Origin of the sequence: Sulfitobacter sp. M368 (assembly GCF_025141875.1) — a bacterium.
In the GTDB taxonomy this organism is placed as follows: Bacteria; Pseudomonadota; Alphaproteobacteria; order Rhodobacterales; family Rhodobacteraceae; genus Sulfitobacter; species Sulfitobacter mediterraneus_A.
Genome location: NZ_CP081113.1, coordinates 518,793 through 536,519, shown reverse-complemented (window position 1 = coordinate 536,519; position 17,727 = coordinate 518,793). Strand labels below are relative to the sequence as shown.

Genomic DNA, 17,727 nt, shown 5'->3' with positions numbered 1-17,727 from the left:
TTGCACTTTAATGCGCAGTGGTGATCCGGCTTGCGGTCTGCGGATTATAAAGCTGATCCACCAGATCGGCGCGGCGGCGCAGGAACTTGGGAAAGTTGATATTTCCCTTCGCGGTCGCCTCTCCCTCGGCCATGGAGGCCGGTTCAGACAAGACCAAGGCGCAGCTGACATGCGTGGATTGATCTGACTGCGCGGCCAACGCCGACAGACGCCGGCCCAGTTCTTCTTGCAACGGGGCGCAGGTGATTACGCCATCCGCCTCTGTCATAGTCCAGCCTTGCGCGGTAATCGCGGCGCGGTTGGGCAGGATCATCACCCCCACCTCGGACCGGTCTTCCCCGGTGATCACCACGTCCTGCGCCAGGGGGGCCAGTGCCGCCAGCAGATCAAGGCGCAATTGTGAGGCCCGCACCCAAGTGCCGGTCATCAGTTTGAAGTTTTCGGAGATCCGCCCGTCAAACATCAGCCCGCGATCGGCAACTGCGGGGTCCACCAACTGCATTGCGTCGCCGGTGATGAAATAACCCTCGCCGTCGAACGCCTCCTGCGTTTTTTCAGGGTTGTTCAGATATCCGGGCGTGACGTTGTCGCCTTTGACCCGCACATCAAAGCGGCCATCCCCATCCGGCACCAGCTTGACCGTGCACCCCGGCATCGGCACGCCAACAAGCCCTGCCCCCTTGGCCGGCTCGTGGCTGATCATCACCCCCGGTGCGGTTTCGGTCAGCCCCCAAGAGGTGGTGATCAGGGGCAATTGCCCGCAAGTGTCCAACGCCAGTTGTTCCAACGCCATCCAGATGTCCTGCGGCAGGGACGCGCCTGCGTAAAAGATCATATCGAGATCGGCAAAATAGGTCTCGCGCAGCGCCTTATCCGCCTTTAGCGCCGTGACCAACTGGGCAAAACCAACAGGTACGTTAAAGCTTATGGTGGCCGAGATTTCGGCGAGGTTCTGGCGGGTCCGGTCAAACAGCCCCGGCGCAGGTTTGCCATCGTCCAGATGCATGCTACCGCCATTGACCAGCACCAGATTGAAATTATACGACCCTCCGAAGGTGTGATTCCACGGCAACCAATCGACCAACCGGGGCGGGCGTTTGGCGAGGAACGGCAGGCAGGCCGCGACCTGTGCCTGATTGGTGGTCATCATTCGCTGCGTGGTCAGCACCCCTTTGGGATCGGAGGTGGAACCGGAGGTGAGCAGGATCTTGGCCAGCGTCTTGGGCGTCACCGCATCCGCCGCCGTCTGCACATCGCCGGTGCCAGGGCGCATCAAATCGGCCAGATCTGTCGCACCACTGCCCCCCGGCATCGACGATAGTTTTTCAACGCCCGCAAATATCTCCAGATCCAGCGCGGCTGCATATTGGGACGCATCCGATGCATAGACCAAACCGGGGCGCACCATGTCTGCGGCATGGATCAACCGCCCATGCGCGGCGGGGATCAGGGCGTATTGTTCGGCAACAGGCACCACTGGAATGCCGACATATTGCGCCGCAAGGCTGAGCAAGGCGTGGTCAATGCTGTTGCCGGAGATGATCAAAACAGGCCGGTCCGGGCCAAGATCGCGGTTCAGCAGGTGCCCCGCTATCGTCCGGACCTTATCCCGCGCCGCGCCGTAGGTGACCTTGCGCCAGCCTGTGCCGGACCGTTCGGCCAGAAACAGGGCGTCGGGCGTTGCATCCGCCCATTGATCCAGCCAATCCCCTGTGCACCGCGCCACCGGCCCATGGGTATACCCGGACTGCAAGACAATTGCCCCATCCGCGCGATCCGCGCGCAGAACCTGATGTGGTTTTAGCCCCAAATGTGCCGTCATTGCAAACCTCCCTAAGCCTGCAAAATTGCAGGGCGGTTGATCCAGCGGCAGCTTTCCCGATGGCGGCCCGTCAGCCGGGCAGCAGGAACAATGTAATCGCGGGGAAAGCCACCAGAATGATAACGCGCAGGATGTCGGAGCCGACAAAATACATCACTGATTTGTAGGTCTCGGTCATCGGGGTCTCGCGGTCCATCGAGTTGATGATAAACAGGTTCATCCCCACCGGCGGCGTGATCAAACCAACCTCGACCACGATCAGCACCAGAATGCCGAACCAGATCGCCAGATGTTCCGGGCTCATCCCAAAATCCATCGCCGAGATCACCGGGAAAAAGATCGGCACGGTCAGCAGGATCATCGACAGGCTGTCCATCAGACAACCAAAGACCAGATAGAAGGCCAAGATTACGCAAAGCACCAACAGCGGGCTGAAGCCTTGTGTCACGACCCAATCGGCCATGAACTGCGGCACGCCCGACAGGGCAAGGAAGCCGTTGTAAAACGCCGCGCCCAGCACGATGAAAAAGATCATCGCCGTGGTCCGCGCTGTACCCAAAAGGCTGTCACCCAGCACTTTCCAGTTCAAACTGCCGGACACCAGCGCCACCAGCCCCGTGCCCATCGCGCCAATGGCGGAGCCTTCGGTGGGTGTAAACCAGCCCAGATAGATGCCGCCAACCACCACGAGGAAGATCACCAGAACCGGCCATGTGTCGGCCAGAGCGCGAAACCGCTCGGCCATGGGGACCGCAGGACGGGTGCCTGCCGCATCCGGGTGCAGACGCACATAGATGGAAATGGTCAGAATATACCCCAGCGCCGCCAGAATGCCCGGTATGAACGCTGCGAGGAACAGCTTGGCGATATTTTGTTCGGTCAGGATGGCGTAGATCACCAAGATCACAGAGGGCGGGATCAGAATGCCCAGCGTGCCGCCAGCGGCCAGCGTCGCGGTGGAGAAACCACCCGAATAGCCATAGCGCTTCAGCTCTGGCAGGGCGACCTTGGACATGGTCGCAGCCGTGGCCAGCGACGATCCGCAAATCGCGCCAAACCCGGCACAGGCTCCCACCGCCGCCATGGCAACGCCGCCGCGGCGGTGACCAAGAAAGCTTTCTGCTGCTTTGAAAAGGGCTTGGCTCATCCCGGACAGGGTCGCAAATTGCCCCATCAGCAAGAACATCGGAATGATGGTCAGCGAATAGCTGGAAAAGGTGGTGTAGGTCTCAGATTTCAGCTTGGCCAACAGCGGGGTCGGATTGCCGCCCATCGCCATATACCAGCCGCCAAATCCGCACAGCAGCATAGCCAGACCAATCGGCGCGCGCAGAAACACCATGATCATCAGGATGGGAAAGGACCAAAAGCCCAATTCGAGGTTGGTCATTTCAATGTTCCCCATGCTCGGACGGCAGAATGCTGTGGTTCTGCACCGCCTCCAAAAGGCGCATCACCGCGCAATAGGCCGCGACAATGCAGGTCACGACGCCAGCAGCAAAGCTGGCCGCATAGGCCCACCAAACCGGAAACTGCAGGAACAACGTTGTCTCGCCATTGCCCATGTAGCGCTGCATCCCCTCGTACAGCCGCCAGATGATCAGCGCCAGCACGAGCGCCAGAACAATCTCCCAAAATGCGGCGATCCAACGGTTCGCCCGGACCGGAAGAGCGGCGGTAAACACATCCACTGTCGCATGGGCGCCATAAAGCTGGCACAGCGGCAGGAAAGAAAAAATCGCAAAGGCGACGCCGGCCTCAAGCAGCTCGTAGCTGCCATTGATCTCACCAATGCCGAGATCAAGCAGGGCTTGGGAAAAGCCGGTCATCTTTTGCTGAAAGAAGTCATTGTGCAGCAGCTTGTTCACGGAGCGCCCAATGATCGACAGTGACGTTAGAACGATCAACACGATCAGCACAAACCCACCAGCCAAAGCGGTGAGGCGTGCAAGGGACTGGATCAGCCGGTGCATTGCTATTCTCTCAGTTCAGTAAAAAAGATCTGCGGCAGCAGGACTGCCGCAGATCTGTATTCATGCAAGGCGATTACTTATCGTAAGCGTCCATCAGCATTCTTGCTTCGTCGATCAGAGCCTGACCGTCGATGCCTTTAGACTTCATGTCTGCGATCCATTCGTCATAGATCGGCTGCGCCACATCGCGCCACGCCTGAACATCATCACCCGAAACTGTCACGATGGTGTTGCCACGATCCACGGCGGCCTGACGTGAAGGACCATCGGCATCGGACTGCGTGCCACCTGCAAAGATCGAGAATTCCAGACCGGAGTTGTCGTCGATCACCTTTTGCAGATCCGCTGGCAGACCCTCGTAGCGGTCCTTGTTCATCGCCAGAACGAAGGTCAGAACATAAAGGGCATTGCCTTCAAATTCGGTGTGGTAATCCACCAGCTCTGGCACTTTCAACGCGCCGGTCACTTCCCAAGGGATGGTTGTGCCGTCGATCACACCTTTGGACAGGCCTTCTGGCACGGCCGGAACCGGCATACCCACGGGTGTGGAGCCCATTTTTTCCAGCAGAGAGTTCACAAGACGCGAACCACCGCGGATTTTCAGGCCTTCCATATCGGCAGGCGTGCGGACTTCCTTGTTGACGTGAATCATGCCGGGGCCGTGAACCCATGTGCCCAGAATGTGCACATCTTTGAATTCACCGTCTTTCATGTGCTTTTCAAACATCTGCCAATAGGCCGAAGAGGCCGCGCGGGCGTTGGTCATCATGAACGGCAGTTCGAACACCTCGGTGCTGGGATAGCGGCCCGGCGTATAGCCAACCACGGTCCAGACGATGTCGGCCACGCCGTCGATCGCTTGGTCCATCAGTTCTGGTGGTTTGCCGCCCAGCTGCATGGAAGGATAGCGCTCAACCTTGATACGGCCGCCGCTGTCTTTTTCAACGTTGTCCGCCCAGACATCCAGCACCAGCTTGGGCACATTGGCCTGCGGTGGCAGGAATTGGTGCATGCGCAGCGTCACCTCCTGCGCCATTGCGGTTGTCGCCATCAAGGTTGCAGCAACAGCTGCCCCCGCCATACCCATCAGGGTTCTGCGAAAAATCATAGTGGTCTCCCTTTGTTATCCATCTGGCCCCGGTTGTACCGCGGTCCTGATTTTGCCGAAGTGCTGCTTGCACCCCCGGTTGTGCCTATAATCAATACCCGCTGGCCGCGATGACGCAAGCCAAGACAGGCAAAAACGCAATTTGTCACAGGTTTACCGGCCAAAACCGGCCCTTCCGACAGGACAAGTCGCGCACAGACAAAGCATTTTAGTGCAGATCATCCCAAGCCAGCGCCGCGCCGCAGTCAACGGCAAAGATAAATCTGCGCATTATAGTGCTTAGGTGCAGACCTGAGCGGCATTGGAAAACCAGGGAGGAGATGGTGGCGTTACCTGGATTTGAACCAGGGACCTAACGATTATGAGTCGTTCGCTCTAACCAACTGAGCTATAACGCCATCGGCGCGTGAAGTAGGACAGCCTCCGCTTGGCGTCAAGCCCAAAACCTCATCGAAAATTACATCAGTTTGCTGGCGCAGGCACCGCCGGGAATTTCCCGTTGCGGGCCGCGACGCACTGAGCTTCACCCAATTGCCCCGCTCGCGCCCAAATCTGGCCCAAAAAACCAAAGATACCAACTGTGACCAACTCCGGAGAGCGTCCATGCCAACCGATGCCAGCCTAACTTTCGCCGCCCCTCAAAAGACGGCACCAAGACCCGCCTTGGAAAAGGTCGGGCTGTGGCTGGCCCCTGCCGAGATTTTCCTCATTGTGTTGTCAGTGCTGACAGGCGCGCTCGCGGCAGTTCTGGCCTTTGCATTTGACCAGCAGGTCGCCTGGGCCGCGTTTCTTATCAGCTTTGCACCGGCCATCGGGTTGATTGGTCTGGGTGCATTTATCCGTGTCAAAAAACAAATGCACCGTGCCGGATTGGCGGCGATTGGCGCGGGCATCTATATCGGGTTTTCCGGCGTCATCGCGATCTTGATCTATCTGCGGTTTCCGATCAGCACGCCGTTGATCGACACAGACCTTATGCGTATCGACCAGTGGCTGGTTGGATATGACTGGGTCGGCTTCGTCGGCTTCATTGCGCAGTATCCAACCCTCGGCAAGATCCTTGGCTGGGTTTACAACACCTCACTGGGTCAGTTGTTCGTGGTGATCTTTGTACTGGGCTTGACGGGCCGCACGGTGCAATTGCACCGCGTGCTGGTGGCCGGCATTGTCTCGCTGCTGTTTGCTGTGGCGTTCTGGTGGGCTTGGCCCAGCATTGGCCCTTCCGCATATTTCACCTTGCCAACCTCCACCGAACAGGCGCTTGGGCTGGTCCACGGTCACGCCGAAGGCGGGCAGTTGTTGCGCATGACCCAGGAAGGCAATGCATTGATCGCCCCCGGTATGATCATGGGCACAATCGCCTTTCCATCATACCATACGGTGATGGTGTTTCTCGCGATCTGCTTTGTTCGGGGGACGATGATCTTTTGGCCGATGGTCTTGCTCAATATCGGGATGTTGCCAGCGATCCTGTCACACGGCGGGCATCACTTTAGCGATCTGTTGGGCGGATTTGCGGTGTTTGTCTTGGCGTGGCTGTTTGCCCGCTGGATTGTGCCGAGCAATGCGAAAGATCAAGCCGCAGAGGCAAACGCCTGATCAATGTGCAGGGGCGCTCACCGCGTCCAGCAGGCTGCGCCCGCCGTCGATCACCATCACTTCACCGGTCATAAAAGCAGAGCTTTCAGCGGCGAGAAATTGCACCGCTTCGCACAGTTCCGTTGGAGAGGCGATGCGCCCAAGCGGGGTATGATCGCGAATATCATCGCGCCACTCGCGGTTTTCCGCAACCGTGGCCCGCAAGCTCCCGCTCATCACCGATCCGAACGAGATCGCATTCACGCGAATCCGGTGCTGGGCCAGAACCAGCGCCATGGAGCGCGTCATCTGCTGCACCGCGGATGCGGCGATGGCATAACCCATCAAGTCCGGCTGAATTTGCCGCGCCGCGATCGAGCTGAGATTGATGATAGAGCCGATTTGCCCCTCGGGCTGGTCCGCCTCTTGTTTGATCATGCGTTTGGCCACGAACTGCGTCAAACGCAGGGCCGTCATCAGGTTTTGATCCAGCAGCGTCGAAACAGAATCGTCTTCGACGTTAAGCGCATCTGTCGGCAGCAATTGCCGCGAGGCGTTCACCAGAATGTCGATCTGATCAAAAGCATCAATGGTTGCCGATACCAGATTGGCCACCGTCAACCGCTGGCGCAGATCCCCTGCAAAGGTGCGGATATTGCCATCTTCCGGTTCATCCCCCAATTCGGCGATCAGACCTTTTTCATCCGCATCCGCACACATCACATTGGCGCCGTGGTCGGCCAGATGGCGGGCAATGGCCAGGCCGATCCCATTGGCCGCACCTGTCACAATGGCGGTTTTTCCAGAAACAGAAAAAGACATGAGGTGCCCCTTTTTGGTGAAATCAGCGCCTTGGGCGCGATGGCCGCGTCGCGTGGAACAGCTTGAACCGCGCATCGCCGCCCATCTCTTCTACATGGGCGAAGCGTTTTTTCAACTCAACTTCATAAGGCAGGTGCCGGTTGGCGACCATCCACAGATGCCCCTGCGGCGCCAAAATCCGCGCGGCAGCGGCGACAAAGGCCTGACCGATCTGCGGCTCTGCGGCGCGGCCCGTGTGAAAGGGCGGGTTCATCACGACCGTATCCATCCGGTGCGGCGGCTGCCAAGTGGTGGCATCCTCCCAATAGAACTTTGCACGGTCATCGGTGACATTGTGGCGCGCACATTCCAGCGCCATATGCCCCGCCTCAACCATATGCACAGAAGTCACTTCGGGCCGTGTGAGGACATGCGCGGAAAGAAAGCCCCAACCGGCCCCCAGATCCGCAACTTCTTTGCCCAGTTTATCTGGCAGGGCATCTACCAGCAAAGCCGAGGCCAGATCGACCCCATCCGCAGAAAACACCCCCGGCGCGGTCCAGAACCCGCCATCGGTCTGCTCTGGTCCGGCCTCCCAATCGGCAAAACAATCGGCGGCAGGCGCGTCGATCCAGAACAATTTGCCATGCGCCTTGGAAATCGGGCCATGCACTGTCACCCGGCCGCGCATCTCACGAAAAATGGAATCGATACCATCGGTCTTTTGGCCATCTACAACGACCGGCCCATCGCTGAACGCGCAGGCCTGCGCAATCAAACTGCGGGCCTCTTGCTTGGCCCGAGGCAGGCAAACAACCGTCGCGGCAAAGCGCTCAGTTGGCGCATTGGCCACGGTATAGCCGCGGCTTTCCCATGCTGCGTAGAATGGTTTGAAATCATGCAGAATCTGGCACCGATCCATGACGATCCCGTCAAGGTCGGCATCAACAGGCGGACGGAACACCCCGATCAGACCGTCCTCGGGCAGGTCCAATCCACCCCCACCCAGCGCCAGCTGCAATCGCGCGTCAATCACGCGCTATTCTTCCTTTTCCATCGTGCACTGCAACGGATGCTGATGCCGGCGGGCAAAATCCATAACTTGCGCCACTTTGGTTTCGGCAATCTCGTGGCTGAACACACCCACAACTGCCAGCCCCTTTTTGTGAACTGTCAGCATGATCTCGAAAGCCTGCGCATGATTGAGCCCAAAGAAACGCTCAAGCACATGCACAACAAATTCCATCGGTGTGAAATCGTCATTGAGCAGCATCACCTTGTACAAAGGCGGGCGTTTGGTCTTTGGCTTGGTCTTGGTCAGCAGGTCGGTCTGGCCGTCGTCATCGCCGGGCCGGTCTGCCATCATATGATCATCAAGGCGCATTGCTGCTCCTGAGTTGCTTCGAAACATTGGTGAGTCGTGTTGGCGTCTATATAACCTGCCACAGGCATTAGAAAAGAGGCAGAAGAAAATGACCACGCCGTTAACAGCCATCGGATTGGATGCCGATGACACGCTTTGGCACAATGAACGCTTCTTTGCGATGACTCAGGCCCATTTTGCCGAACTTCTGGCCGATCACACCGAGAAGGACCATTTGATGGGCCGCCTCTTGGCGGCGGAGCGGCGCAATTTGCCGCATTACGGCTTTGGCATCAAAGGGTTCACCCTGTCGATGATCGAAACCGCGATTGAAGTGACAGAAGGAAAAGTGCCCGCAGACGTCATTGGCGAAATACTCGCGGCGGGGCGCGATATGCTGTCCCATCCGATTGAATTGCTGCCCCACGTCGAGACCACGCTGGCGACGCTGCGCGATGATTTCAAACTGATACTGATCACCAAGGGCGATCTTCTGGACCAGTCGCGTAAATTGGCGCAATCGGGTCTGCGCGAGCATTTTGATGCCATCGAGATCGTTTCCCACAAGACCGCCGCCGAGTACCACGAAATTTTTACCCGGCTTGGCACGGGCGCGGATCAGGGTTTGATGGCGGGCAATTCCATGGCCTCGGATGTGGTGCCGATGATTGATGCGGGCGGATGGGGCGTGTTGATCCCGCATGGGCTGACCTGGGCGATTGAGCACGCCAAAGCCCCCGCTGACGCGCCACGATTTGCAGAGCTTGCTGATCTCGGCGCGCTACCCGATTTTATTTACGGTCTGACGCAGGCCTGATCAGGGCGATTCCGAACCCAAAAATCCGGGCCAAACGAAAGATGGCGGCCCGCCAAGTTCTTGCCTTATTCCCGCCACAATGGCCGTGGTGGGGTCACGCGCCGGAGCAAACCCAACATGTTGACAAGCCAGAACGTTAATTTCCCGTTAATCCTTTGAATGAATGGGTTTATTTTGAATACACCTTATGCTAGTGTCGAACGATAATAATACATGGTCAGCCGAATAAATCGGCGGCTTGAGGCAGAAAAAGGCAGTTCATCATGAAGGCGCGGCGCGTTCAGCCGGCCCGTTTGGGGCTATTTTTTATCACGGCTTTTTGGCTCTTGGTGGTGCTTCCGCTCAGTGCGATGGCTGCACCCTATGCCGCTTATGTAATCGATGCCCGCACCGGTAAGGTGCTGCATGCCCGCAACGCCGACACCCGCCTACATCCGGCATCTCTGACCAAGATGATGACCCTTTACGTGGCCTTTGAGGCGATACAGCGCGGTGAAATCTCCCTTGATACCAAGGTCACTATTTCCAAGAAGGCCGCAGCAGAGCCGCCCAGCAAACTGGGCCTGCGCCCTGGACAGCGCATCGCCCTGCGTTATCTGATCCGCGCCGCCGCTGTGAAATCCGCCAATGACGCCGCCACCGCAATTGGCGAGGCGATCTCGGGGTCCGAAGCCAAGTTTGCCCGCCGCATGAACCGTACCGCCAAGGCGCTGGGTATGACGCGGACCACGTTCAAGAATATGCACGGCCTGACCGAAGCGGGCCACCTGTCCACCGCCCGCGACATGACCATCGCGGGGCGCCACCTGCTGTATGATTTTCCGCAATATTACAATCTGTTTTCGCGCATCACCGCTGATGCGGGTGTGCGCAAAGTAACACACACGAACCGCCGTTTCCTGAACGACTATCGCGGTGCAGACGGGATCAAGACGGGATATACACGCGCCTCCGGCTTTAACCTCACCGCCTCTGCTGAACGGGGCAATGAACGCATTATCGTGACCGTGTTTGGCGGCAAATCCACCTCTTCACGCAATGCCAAGGTGGCAGAGCTGATGGATCTTGGTTTCCGCCGCGCGCCCTCACGTGCGCCGTTGCGCAAACCGGCCAAGCCGGTTTATGCCGATGTCGAGACCGAAAAATCCGTTGTGCCCGGTTCCACTGCAGGTGGCGCTGGCAAGACCATTCGCGTCGTCGGCGCCGTCAAGAAATCAAAGCGCCCTGTTCTGCGTCCGGGCCATCAAGCCCCGGTATTGGTCGCCGAGGCCAAGCCGGCAGAGCCAGCAAAGCCGCCAGTTAAACCTGTCGCCGAAGCCGCCGAAACGAAACCAGCCGAAACAGCGCCGGTTGTGACCCTGGCCTCTGCCGCCGTGTCAATCAGACCTGCAGCACGTCCATCCACCTTGGCCTCAGTCGCGCCAGAACCGAAGAAGGCCCGTTCCCAAGAAATCGTGACCCGTGTTTCCACATCAGGTGGCCGGCATTGGGGCGTCAACGTGGGCCGCTACCCCAGCAAGTTTGCCGCAGAAAAAGTGCTGCTTAAAACCGCCTTGGCAGAAATGGCCACACTCGATGGCAGCCTGCGCAAGGTGGTGCGACGCCCACAGGGCTTTGACGCCAATTTTCTCGGGATGACACGCGAAACCGCCGATCTGGCCTGCCGACGTCTGGCGGCGCGCAAGATCAGCTGTTTCATGATTGGGCCCAGCTAGACCGCCCACACCATTTCCTGGTCAGGCAGTCTCACGCGCCTCACGGCGTATCCATGTCACAAATGATTTCAGAACGGGCCGCATCACGCCGGGCCGTTTGACAAGGTGATAGCCGGCATCATCGTCCGGTTCGATGTGCAACTCACGCAATCGCCCCGCCGCGATATCCCGCGCAACAAATTCACGCACGGTTACAATCACCCCCTGCCCGTCCCGCGCCCCGTCAAGCAAGAGATTGCCGGGCACCTGCACCATCCCGTGTTTGCGTGCGCCGGACATCCCGTGACGGTCCAGCCATCTGGTGCTTTCAGATGTGCCAAACTCTTCGAGCCACGGCAGATCGGCCAAGGCATTGATGTCCGGGCCCGGACCATCGCCAACCAAACAGGGCGCAGCCACCACGACCATAGGCGAGCGGAGCAGCATTTCCGCATCCAGCCCCGGCCACGGCCCAACGCCATAACGCAGCGCCACATCAATTCCGTCTGAGGACAGCGTGACAATCTCTGGTGTTGGATCAATCATCAGATCCACCTCGGGATGCCGCGCCCGAAACTTTGGCATGCGCGGCATCAACCATGAGGCGGCAAAGGTGGGCGTGACAGAAATATGCAGCGGCTTGTCGTCCAACGCGCCGGTGATCTCTTGCGTCGCTTCGATCATCGCGGCAAAGCCCGCGTGCAGGGCTTTGGCCAATGTCTCGCCCGCGTCCGTCAGCAGCAGACCCCGCCCGGACCGATCAAGCAATGCCACGTCCAGATGTGACTCAAGCGCACGCAACTGTTGGCTGATCGCGGCGTGGCTGACGCCAAGCGCCTCACCTGCCGCCACCACATTACGGGTCTGGGCAAAGGCCGAAAACGCCCTGAGCGCCGACAATGGCGGTAGGTGACGCCAATCCATATTAAACCCCAGCTTACACAATGCGAACATCCGTGACTCGCAGTATGTCACCGTTTCAAACATATTCAACAGCAGATGCATGCAAGGAAAGGAACCGACATGTTAAAAATTTATGCTCAAGCCTTCATGACTGCGACCCGCACCGACAAAGTGGAAATGCGCGAGCACCCCAAGACAAACAAGACCACCCGGCGCCGCTGGTTCCAGCGCGGCAAGACCGTCCAGATCAACCCGCTGGACCTGTGAGGCTGGTATGAGCAATGCAAATGCCCTGATCATTGTGGACATTCAGAACGACTATTTCACCGGCGGGCTGTGGCCCGTGGAAGACATGGAAAGCGTCGCGTCACATGCTGCCGAAGTGCTGCAGGACACTCGGACCGCTGGTGAGATGGTCGTGCATGTCTATCACGAAGCCGCCAGCGACAGCGCACCATTCTTTCGTCCCGGCACCCAGGGGGCGCAAATCCACGCCTCCGTCGCACCGCAGGAAGGTGAGGCGGTGATCCTCAAACACCGCCCCAACAGCTTTCATGGAACAGATCTGCACGCACATCTTCAGGCGGCGGGGATCACCCATGTGACGATCATCGGCGCTATGACGCAAATGTGCATTGATGCGACCGCGCGTGCGGCACGAGATCTGGGATATGACGTGACGCTGGTTGCCGATGCCTGCGGGGCCAAGGCGCTGTCATTCAATGGCGTGCACCTCAGCGCTGCCGAAGTGCAGGCGGCCTTTCTCGCCCCGCTTGTCATGTCTTATGCAAAGGTGATCTGAAATGCCGTCAATACCCCACCCTCGTCTCGGGACAATGCAACGGGAACGCGGCATCATGACCCTCAAATGGGCCGCTTCGGTTGTGCAGATCATGGGCTACAGCGCCACGGCATTCGGGCTGACGCCGCTCAATATCTATCTGTTCCTGATCGGGCTGATCGGCTGGTTCACAGTGGGCGTGTTGTGGCGCGACAAGGCGATCATGTTGATCCATGTCGTGGCCTTGGGCGCCATGGTGGCAGGATTGATCAGCGGTTAGGGCCTGATCCTAGGCAGCCACGCGCCGGTAGAGATGCCATGTGGCGTGGCCCAGCACTGGCATCGCAATAAAAAGCCCCAGAAACAGCGGGATCATCGCAGCCAGGGTCACAACGCCGATGAATATCCCCCAGAGGATATAAAGCGCGAAACTGTCCTGCACCGCGGACATGGAACGCAACATCGCTGTCATAAAATCGACGTCGCGATCCAGCAGCATCGGCATACCAAGAACGCTGAGCGAGAACACCACAGTTGCAAAGATCGCACCGATCACGGTGCCGAAGCCAAGCATCATCAGTCCATCGGGGCGCAGAAACACCTCAAGCGAGGTGGAAACATTGGTCATAGGAGAAAGGCCCAGAAACAGCGCAAAAATCATATGACCTAGGAAGAACCAGAACAGGAAAATCACCACAATGATTGTGGCCAGCCAAGGCAACTGGCCCGATTTGCTGGTCCAGACCACGCGCAGCACATCGGGGAAATGAATATCTTCTCCTGCGGCCCTGAGGCGGCTTGTCTCATAAAACCCAAGTGCCGCCAGCGCCCCGACCAAAGGAAAGCCCAGCACCGCAAGGATCAGCCAGAACGTCTGTCCGGTGGCATAGGTGATCCAGCCCATGATCAACCCGACAATGACAAAGAAACTGGCGAAGAACAGATCCGTGACAGGATTGGCAAGGAAATCGCGAAGGCCCAGTCCAAGGCTGGTTTTGAAATCTGCAATAGTGGGTCTGCGCAGGGTTGGTGCGCCTTCGGGTCTGGTGTTCATTCCGGCAGTATTGCCAAGAAATTCAGAAAAGCAAATTCTTGCTTTTGTTTCTCAGGTCGCGGCCTGCAACAAGGTGCGGGTATAGTCACTTTTTGGTCTGTCGTAGAGGTCTTCTGCAGCGCCATATTCGACCACGTCACCGCGTTTCATCACCAGCACCTTGTGCGACATTGCGCGGACCACCTTAAGGTCATGACTGATGAACAAATAAGCCAGCCCGTATTTGACCTGCAGGTCGCGCAGCAGCTCAACAATCTGAACCTGCACAGTCATATCCAAGGCCGACGTTGGCTCATCCAGCACCAGAAGGCGCGGGCGCAGGACCATGGCGCGGGCAATGGCGATCCGCTGACGTTGGCCGCCGGAAAACTCATGCGGATATCGGTCCATGGTGGCCGGGTCGAGGCCCACTTCGACCATCACTTCGTGGACCAGTTCACGCTGGTCACGGTTTGGGTCCACTTTGTGAATGTCGAGACCCTCGGCAATGATCTGAAAGCAGGTCATGCGCGGGCTCAGCGATCCAAAAGGATCCTGAAACACGATCTGCATATCCTTGCGCAGCCGCCGCAACTCACGGGTCGACCATTTGCGCACGTCCTGCCCCATAAAGGTGATCCCCCCCTCGGAGGAAATCAGACGCATGATTGCCAGCGCCAGCGTTGTCTTGCCCGACCCGCTTTCCCCGACAATACCAAGCGTTTCACCGGCACGCACAGACAGGGTCGCGTCATTCACGGCCTTCACATGGCCCACCGTACGGCGCAGCAGCCCTTGCTGGATCGGAAACCACACCTTGAGGTGTTCGGTGTTGACGATCTCTTCGGCCTCTGGGGCAACGGGGTCCGGCGCGCCTGTTGGTTCGGCGCTGAGCAGCTTGATCGTATAGGGATGCTGCGGGGCGTCAAAAATCTCTTTGGTGAGGCCTTGCTCAACAATCTCGCCATTCTGCATCACACAGACACGGTCCGCGATGCGGCGCACGATGCCCAGATCATGCGTGATGAACAAAAGACCCATGCCCTCGCTGTCTTTGAGATCTTTTAACAGATCAAGGATCTGCGCCTGAATGGTCACATCTAGCGCGGTTGTTGGTTCATCCGCGATCAACACGTCGGGCTTGTTGGCCAAGGCCATTGCGATCATCACACGCTGGCGCTGTCCACCGGACAACTGGTGCGGATAAGCACCCAAGCGGCTTTGCGCATCGTTGATGCCAACCTTGTCCAGCAATTCAAGAATCCGGTCTCGGGCCGCCACCCCAACCAGCCCCTGGTGCAGGGCCAGCGATTCCGCCAGTTGCTTTTCAATCGTGTGCAGCGGATTGAGCGAGGTCATCGGCTCTTGAAAGATAAAGCTGATGTCGTTGCCGCGCACCTTGCGAAGCAATGCGTCATCCGCGCCGATCATCTGCTGGCCGTCATAGGTGACAGAGCCGGACACCTCTGCACTGCTGCCCAACAGGGCCACAGTGGACAGCGCCGAGACCGATTTGCCCGAACCGCTCTCCCCGACGAGCGCGACCGTCTCGCCCCGCTCCACGTGGAAGGAAACACCCTTGACCGCATGGGTCAGCGCCCCGTCCTGGCGGAAAGATACGCTCAGGTCTTTGACATCTAGCAGTGCAGTCACGAAAACGTCTTTCTTGGATCAAAGGCATCGCGGATGCCCTCAAAAATGAACACCAACAGCGACAGCATGATCGCAAAGGTAAAGAACGCGGTGAAGGCCAGCCAGGGCGCTTGCAGGTTCTGTTTGGCCTGCAATGTCAGCTCACCCAGCGAGGGGGCCGATGAGGGCAGACCGAAGCCGAGGAAATCCAGCACCGCCAGCGTGCTGATGGTGCCCGTGATGATAAAGGGCAGCATCGTCAGCGTTGCCACCATCGCATTGGGCAGCATATGGCGGAACATGATAGTGATATTCCCCACGCCCAGCGCCCGCGCCGCCCGCACATATTCAAGATTCCGCGCCCGCAGGAATTCGGCCCGCACCACGCCCACAAGGGACATCCAGCCGAACAGCACCATCAGGAACACCAACAGCCAGAAACTGCGCCCCAGAATGGCGAACATAATAATGATCACGTAAATCTGCGGCGTGGAGGACCAGATCTCGATGATCCGCTGAAAGATCAGATCGACCCACCCGCCAAAGAAGCCCTGCACCGCCCCTGCAATAATCCCGATGACAGAAGCCAGCCCCGTCACGATCAGGGTGAACAGGATCGACAGGCGGAAGCCATGGATGACCCGCGCCAGCACGTCGCGTTTGGTGCCGTCCGTACCAAGCCAGTTTTGTTCATTCGGCGGCAAGGGCGCCGCGCCGGGGCGGTCCACGGCCGTGTTGAAAGAATAGGGAATGATCGGCCAGATCGCCCAGCCCTTGACGATGTCTTCGCCGTCGATCACGCCATCTTGGGCATCTTCGATCAAGGCCTCGGGGTCGTCAAAACAGGCGTCAAGCCCGCCGGTTTCGATCAGGCATTTTACCTCTGGATCGCGGTAGATCGCTTCGGTCTGGAAATCGCCACCAAACTCGGTCTCCGGGTAGAAGTTAAAAATCGGCGTGTAATATTCGCCTCGATAATTCACGAGGATCGGTTTGTCGTTGGCGACAAATTCGGCAAACAGCGAGATCCCGAACAGCACCGCAAAGATCCAGAGCGACCAATAGGCGCGGCGGTTGCGGGTGAAATTGCGCCAACGGCGTTGGTTCAGGGGGGACAGGGTCATCAGCCTTCCCTCCGTTCAAAGTCAATGCGCGGATCAACCAGCACATACATCAGGTCCGACAGAATTCCCACCAACAGACCGATCAGCCCGAAGATAAACAATGAGCCAAACACGATCGGATAATCCCGCGCCACCGTCGCCTCAAAGGCAAGGCGCCCCAAGCCATCAAGGCTAAAGATCGTCTCGATGATCAGGGAGCTGCCAAAGAAGACCCCGATGAACACCGCCGGAAAACCCGCGATCACGATCAACATCGCGTTGCGGAACACATGGCCATAAAGCACCTTGCTCTCGGACAGGCCCTTTGCGCGGGCGGTCATGACATAGTGTTTCTTGATCTCGTCGAGAAAGCTGTTCTTGGTCAGCAGCGTCAGCGTGGCAAAGGCGCTGATGGTCGAAGCCAGCACTGGCAAGGTGATGTGCCAGAAATAGTCCCCGACCTTGCCCAGCAGGCTGAGCTGATCAAAATTGTCGGAGGTCAGACCGCGCAGCGGGAAGATCTGCCAGTAAGATCCGCCAGCAAAGAGCACCAGCAGCAGGATCGCGAACAGAAATCCGGGGATGGCATAGGCCGCAATGATCGCGCCGGACGTCCAGGTGTCAAAGCGGCTGCCATCGCGCACCGCCTTGCGGATTCCAAGCGGGATTGAGATCATATAAGCGATGAGCGTTGACCATAGGCCCAGCGTGATCGACACAGGCAGCTTTTCCTTGATCAGGTCAATCACACTGATGGAACGAAAATAACTCTCCCCGAAATCAAAGCGCATGTAGTTCCACATCATGTTGATGAAGCGTTCGACGGGCGGTTTGTCAAAACCGAACTCTTTTTCCAGTTCCGCAATGAACTCTGGCGGCAAGCCGCGCGCGCCCACATAGGTGCTGTCAGAGGCGTTATCGATCGGATCGGAACCGGCGTCAGAGTTGGTCCCGGCAAATCCGCCAAACACGTCGCCGCCACCCTGCGCACGGGCAATCGCCTGCTCAACCGGACCGCCGGGCACAAACTGCGCCAGGGTAAAGTTGATCAGCATGATCCCCAACAATGTCGGGATGATCAAAAGCAACCGTCGAAGAATATATGCGCCCATGGCTGCG

Annotated in this window: 18 protein-coding genes and 1 tRNA gene; 6 read left to right on the top strand and 13 right to left on the bottom strand. The window is 58.3% G+C overall.

The window, feature by feature from the left end:
• Positions 1-7 precede the first annotated feature (7 nt).
• The 5 genes from K3754_RS02655 to K3754_RS02635 all read right to left on the bottom strand — a co-directional run bounded on the left by K3754_RS02655 (position 8) and on the right by K3754_RS02635 (position 5,301).
• Positions 8-1,822: a feruloyl-CoA synthase gene (locus K3754_RS02655; protein ID WP_259940728.1), complete on the bottom strand. Its 1,815-nt coding sequence runs from the start codon at positions 1,820-1,822 to the stop codon at positions 8-10.
• A gap of 70 nt (positions 1,823-1,892) precedes the next feature.
• Positions 1,893-3,212, bottom strand: a complete 1,320-nt coding sequence (locus K3754_RS02650; RefSeq protein WP_203209164.1) for a TRAP transporter large permease — start codon at positions 3,210-3,212, stop codon at positions 1,893-1,895.
• A 1-nt stretch (position 3,213) separates the two neighbouring features.
• Positions 3,214-3,795, bottom strand: coding sequence for a TRAP transporter small permease (locus K3754_RS02645; protein ID WP_203209165.1), 582 nt, complete (start codon positions 3,793-3,795; stop codon positions 3,214-3,216).
• A 73-nt stretch (positions 3,796-3,868) separates the two neighbouring features.
• A complete protein-coding gene (locus K3754_RS02640) occupies positions 3,869-4,903 on the bottom strand; it encodes a TRAP transporter substrate-binding protein (protein ID WP_203209166.1) in 1,035 nt (344 codons plus the stop codon).
• A gap of 321 nt (positions 4,904-5,224) precedes the next feature.
• Positions 5,225-5,301: transfer RNA gene (locus K3754_RS02635), tRNA-Met, on the bottom strand.
• Positions 5,302-5,506: 205 nt separating this feature from the next.
• Here K3754_RS02635 and K3754_RS02630 point away from each other — a divergent pair.
• Positions 5,507-6,502 carry a phosphatase PAP2 family protein gene (locus tag K3754_RS02630; RefSeq protein WP_259940723.1) on the top strand — a complete coding sequence of 332 codons (996 nt, stop codon included), beginning with the start codon at positions 5,507-5,509 and terminating at the stop codon, positions 6,500-6,502.
• On the opposite strand, the gene K3754_RS02625 is transcribed toward K3754_RS02630, so the two are convergent.
• The 3 genes from K3754_RS02625 to clpS are packed head-to-tail and all read right to left on the bottom strand — an operon-like array spanning position 6,503 to position 8,666.
• Positions 6,503-7,303 (bottom strand): SDR family NAD(P)-dependent oxidoreductase, encoded by an 801-nt coding sequence (locus K3754_RS02625; RefSeq protein WP_203209168.1) that lies wholly within the window; start codon positions 7,301-7,303, stop codon positions 6,503-6,505.
• A 22-nt stretch (positions 7,304-7,325) separates the two neighbouring features.
• Complete coding sequence (locus K3754_RS02620; RefSeq protein ID WP_259940719.1) at positions 7,326-8,318, bottom strand: class I SAM-dependent methyltransferase; 993 nt, start codon at positions 8,316-8,318, stop codon at positions 7,326-7,328.
• Positions 8,319-8,321: 3 nt separating this feature from the next.
• The gene (clpS, locus tag K3754_RS02615; protein WP_025047014.1) at positions 8,322-8,666 is read right to left on the bottom strand and encodes an ATP-dependent Clp protease adapter ClpS; all 345 of its coding nucleotides are present in this window, start codon (positions 8,664-8,666) and stop codon (positions 8,322-8,324) included.
• Between the two features lie 88 nt (positions 8,667-8,754).
• On the opposite strand from clpS, the gene K3754_RS02610 reads away from it, so the two are divergent.
• Positions 8,755-9,462 carry an HAD family hydrolase gene (locus K3754_RS02610; protein ID WP_259940717.1) on the top strand — a complete coding sequence of 236 codons (708 nt, stop codon included), beginning with the start codon at positions 8,755-8,757 and terminating at the stop codon, positions 9,460-9,462.
• Between the two features lie 263 nt (positions 9,463-9,725).
• Complete coding sequence (locus K3754_RS02605) at positions 9,726-11,177, top strand: serine hydrolase (protein WP_259940715.1); 1,452 nt, start codon at positions 9,726-9,728, stop codon at positions 11,175-11,177.
• A gap of 21 nt (positions 11,178-11,198) precedes the next feature.
• Here the strand turns inward: K3754_RS02605 and K3754_RS02600 are convergent, their stop codons facing one another.
• The gene (locus K3754_RS02600; RefSeq protein WP_259940711.1) at positions 11,199-12,080 is read right to left on the bottom strand and encodes a LysR family transcriptional regulator; all 882 of its coding nucleotides are present in this window, start codon (positions 12,078-12,080) and stop codon (positions 11,199-11,201) included.
• A 99-nt stretch (positions 12,081-12,179) separates the two neighbouring features.
• Between K3754_RS02600 and K3754_RS02595 the strand changes: the two genes are divergently transcribed.
• Genes K3754_RS02595 through K3754_RS02585 form a run of 3 tightly spaced genes read left to right on the top strand, consistent with a single transcriptional unit; the run spans position 12,180 to position 13,120 of the window.
• A complete protein-coding gene (locus K3754_RS02595) occupies positions 12,180-12,326 on the top strand; it encodes a hypothetical protein (protein ID WP_259940708.1) in 147 nt (48 codons plus the stop codon).
• A 7-nt stretch (positions 12,327-12,333) separates the two neighbouring features.
• Positions 12,334-12,861, top strand: coding sequence for a cysteine hydrolase family protein (locus K3754_RS02590; RefSeq protein WP_259940705.1), 528 nt, complete (start codon positions 12,334-12,336; stop codon positions 12,859-12,861).
• 34 nt (positions 12,862-12,895) lie between these two features.
• Positions 12,896-13,120, top strand: a complete 225-nt coding sequence (locus tag K3754_RS02585; protein WP_203209174.1) for a DUF6552 family protein — start codon at positions 12,896-12,898, stop codon at positions 13,118-13,120.
• A gap of 9 nt (positions 13,121-13,129) precedes the next feature.
• Here K3754_RS02585 and K3754_RS02580 read toward each other — a convergent pair whose 3' ends face one another.
• The 4 genes from K3754_RS02580 to K3754_RS02565 are packed head-to-tail and all read right to left on the bottom strand — an operon-like array spanning position 13,130 to position 17,720.
• Entirely contained in the window at positions 13,130-13,894 is a 765-nt protein-coding gene (locus tag K3754_RS02580; RefSeq protein ID WP_259940702.1) for a DUF2189 domain-containing protein, read from the bottom strand.
• Between the two features lie 51 nt (positions 13,895-13,945).
• Entirely contained in the window at positions 13,946-15,526 is a 1,581-nt protein-coding gene (locus K3754_RS02575) for an ABC transporter ATP-binding protein (RefSeq protein ID WP_259940699.1), read from the bottom strand.
• Positions 15,523-16,629, bottom strand: a complete 1,107-nt coding sequence (locus K3754_RS02570) for an ABC transporter permease (protein WP_203209177.1) — start codon at positions 16,627-16,629, stop codon at positions 15,523-15,525. The genes K3754_RS02575 and K3754_RS02570 overlap by 4 nt, the downstream gene beginning before the upstream one ends.
• Complete coding sequence (locus K3754_RS02565) at positions 16,629-17,720, bottom strand: microcin C ABC transporter permease YejB (protein WP_203209178.1); 1,092 nt, start codon at positions 17,718-17,720, stop codon at positions 16,629-16,631. Before K3754_RS02565 ends, K3754_RS02570 begins: the two co-directional genes overlap by 1 nt.
• Positions 17,721-17,727: the final 7 nt, after the last annotated feature.

Excerpts from the sequence above, each read along its gene's own strand:
- K3754_RS02655 (WP_259940728.1), bottom strand. The coding sequence starts at position 1,822 with ATGACGGCACATTTGGGGCTAAAACCACATCAGGTTCTGCGCGCGGAT.
- K3754_RS02650 (WP_203209164.1), bottom strand. The coding sequence starts at position 3,212 with ATGACCAACCTCGAATTGGGCTTTTGGTCCTTTCCCATCCTGATGATC.
- K3754_RS02645 (WP_203209165.1), bottom strand. The coding sequence starts at position 3,795 with ATGCACCGGCTGATCCAGTCCCTTGCACGCCTCACCGCTTTGGCTGGT.
- K3754_RS02640 (WP_203209166.1), bottom strand. The coding sequence starts at position 4,903 with ATGATTTTTCGCAGAACCCTGATGGGTATGGCGGGGGCAGCTGTTGCT.
- K3754_RS02630 (WP_259940723.1), top strand. The coding sequence starts at position 5,507 with ATGCCAACCGATGCCAGCCTAACTTTCGCCGCCCCTCAAAAGACGGCA.
- K3754_RS02625 (WP_203209168.1), bottom strand. The coding sequence starts at position 7,303 with ATGTCTTTTTCTGTTTCTGGAAAAACCGCCATTGTGACAGGTGCGGCC.
- clpS (WP_025047014.1), bottom strand. The coding sequence starts at position 8,666 with ATGCGCCTTGATGATCATATGATGGCAGACCGGCCCGGCGATGACGAC.
- K3754_RS02610 (WP_259940717.1), top strand. The coding sequence starts at position 8,755 with ATGACCACGCCGTTAACAGCCATCGGATTGGATGCCGATGACACGCTT.
- K3754_RS02605 (WP_259940715.1), top strand. The coding sequence starts at position 9,726 with ATGAAGGCGCGGCGCGTTCAGCCGGCCCGTTTGGGGCTATTTTTTATC.
- K3754_RS02600 (WP_259940711.1), bottom strand. The coding sequence starts at position 12,080 with ATGGATTGGCGTCACCTACCGCCATTGTCGGCGCTCAGGGCGTTTTCG.
- K3754_RS02595 (WP_259940708.1), top strand. The coding sequence starts at position 12,180 with ATGTTAAAAATTTATGCTCAAGCCTTCATGACTGCGACCCGCACCGAC.
- K3754_RS02590 (WP_259940705.1), top strand. The coding sequence starts at position 12,334 with ATGAGCAATGCAAATGCCCTGATCATTGTGGACATTCAGAACGACTAT.
- K3754_RS02585 (WP_203209174.1), top strand. The coding sequence starts at position 12,896 with ATGCAACGGGAACGCGGCATCATGACCCTCAAATGGGCCGCTTCGGTT.
- K3754_RS02580 (WP_259940702.1), bottom strand. The coding sequence starts at position 13,894 with ATGAACACCAGACCCGAAGGCGCACCAACCCTGCGCAGACCCACTATT.
- K3754_RS02570 (WP_203209177.1), bottom strand. The coding sequence starts at position 16,629 with ATGACCCTGTCCCCCCTGAACCAACGCCGTTGGCGCAATTTCACCCGC.
- K3754_RS02565 (WP_203209178.1), bottom strand. The coding sequence starts at position 17,720 with ATGGGCGCATATATTCTTCGACGGTTGCTTTTGATCATCCCGACATTG.